This window comes from Vibrio sp. S234-5 (assembly GCF_000960595.1).
Taxonomy (GTDB): domain Bacteria; phylum Pseudomonadota; class Gammaproteobacteria; order Enterobacterales; family Vibrionaceae; genus Vibrio.
In genome coordinates this window covers 1-1,464 of record NZ_JZAM01000115.1, presented here as the reverse complement: position 1 = coordinate 1,464, position 1,464 = coordinate 1, and the positions used below count along the sequence as shown (strand labels likewise).

The window sequence follows — 1,464 nt, the reverse complement described above, 5'->3', positions numbered from 1 at the left end:
TATCAAGCCAGACTGCTTTCACAGCGTCTACGAGTTTAGGGAAATCCGGTTTAGGATTTGACGCCTCATATAAAGCAACATCATCTGCAAACCTTGATAACCAAAATTCAGCCGTCAAACCACTTAGCAATTCAACCGATGGATCATCTGCCTCTAATCGCCACTGCGAGCCAAGTGTCACTAAACAAGATACCTTTTCCGGCTCTTGTATTGCTAACCGATAACCTACGATACCACCGTCACTAAAACCAAAAATTGAATATTTATCGATACCCAAATAGCTCAGAACATGCTGAACGTCTTGCTGATATTGCATGTAATTAAGTGGACGTTCACCTAAAAGGGACTTCCCGTGACCACGGAAATCTATACTTATCAATTGATAGTCAGCAGCAACATATTTATGAATTGAACTTAACTCATTCAATGAACCAAGACCGCCATGAAGCATCAATAAGGGCTTGCCATCATGATTACCTGAAAGCTCGTAATAAATCTCGGAGCCACTAACACTTACATACCCATTTTTATTTTTCATTTTATCGACCAACTACGTTTGTATTTATTTGACCTGAAAAAACTAACGCCGCGTTAAGGGGCGCAGGCACGCAATACAAAAGCTACCGCACACTGCCGTAACCACTAAACCCAACGCAAACTGAAAATGCCACGCGTGCCAAGTCCCTCTTGAACGCTTTGTTATGCTTAAGCTTCAATGGCTTACGTTTTACCCAAACCAAGATTAACTCGACTTTGATTCACAAACAAAAACCAAAACGTAGAAAACAGAAATGACGCATAATTTTGAAAATCAGACTTTGAACTTTGGCTGTCAAAACTCAAAAACCTAAGATCAAATTTCTGATTGAGCCAACCGCCCTAACTTCGCGCTTACCCAAAAATTGACTGAGGCAAATCTCAGAATTTTTAGCGCCAAAGAATAAGTGTCCAGAAAACAGCGCCCACTGAAGCTAACTTGCCGACAAACTCGAAACCAACAAGCCGAGGGAGCAAAGAAAAACCATAACCCACTGCTTTAAAATGATTAAGCATAACGCCCGCTTAAGGGGCAGCCAACGCTACTACCAACTTTCCGCATAACACCGTAACCACAAAAATCAACGCATGGTAAAAATGCCGCGCGTTGGCTGTCCCTCTTGAAGCGTTTGTTATGTTTTGGGCCAATTAGTACGATTTAGACCATAAACAGCATGATCTACAACTCGGCCATTCAAATTTTCTGCGCGACTGATTATGCCCTCAAGCGAGAAACCTAAACGTTCACATACATTACGACTTGGAATATTTTCGCTTGCTGCTGATATCTGAACCTTTTCCGGTTCATCCGGAAAATCGATACTTCGCCTCATGACTGGCTTTGATTTTTAACTCAAAAAATTCCCAATCACGATACCCATAGGCGACTTTGTTCAGCGTCTTTATTCGGTTGTTCACACCCTCTAC

General features: G+C 41.9%; 2 protein-coding genes and 1 pseudogene. All 3 read right to left on the bottom strand.

Annotated features, from left to right (window positions below; genetic code table 11):
- Positions 1–538 (bottom strand): alpha/beta hydrolase (locus UF06_RS04350; protein ID WP_045569347.1); only part of this gene is annotated, 538 nt, incomplete at its 3' end.
- A gap of 631 nt (positions 539–1,169) precedes the next feature.
- Positions 1,170–1,337 (bottom strand): annotated as a pseudogene (locus UF06_RS27430) (GNAT family protein); the annotation flags it as partial.
- Positions 1,338–1,341: 4 nt separating this feature from the next.
- A partial coding sequence (locus UF06_RS04345; protein WP_045569239.1) for a transposase occupies positions 1,342–1,464 on the bottom strand: 123 nt, incomplete at its 5' end.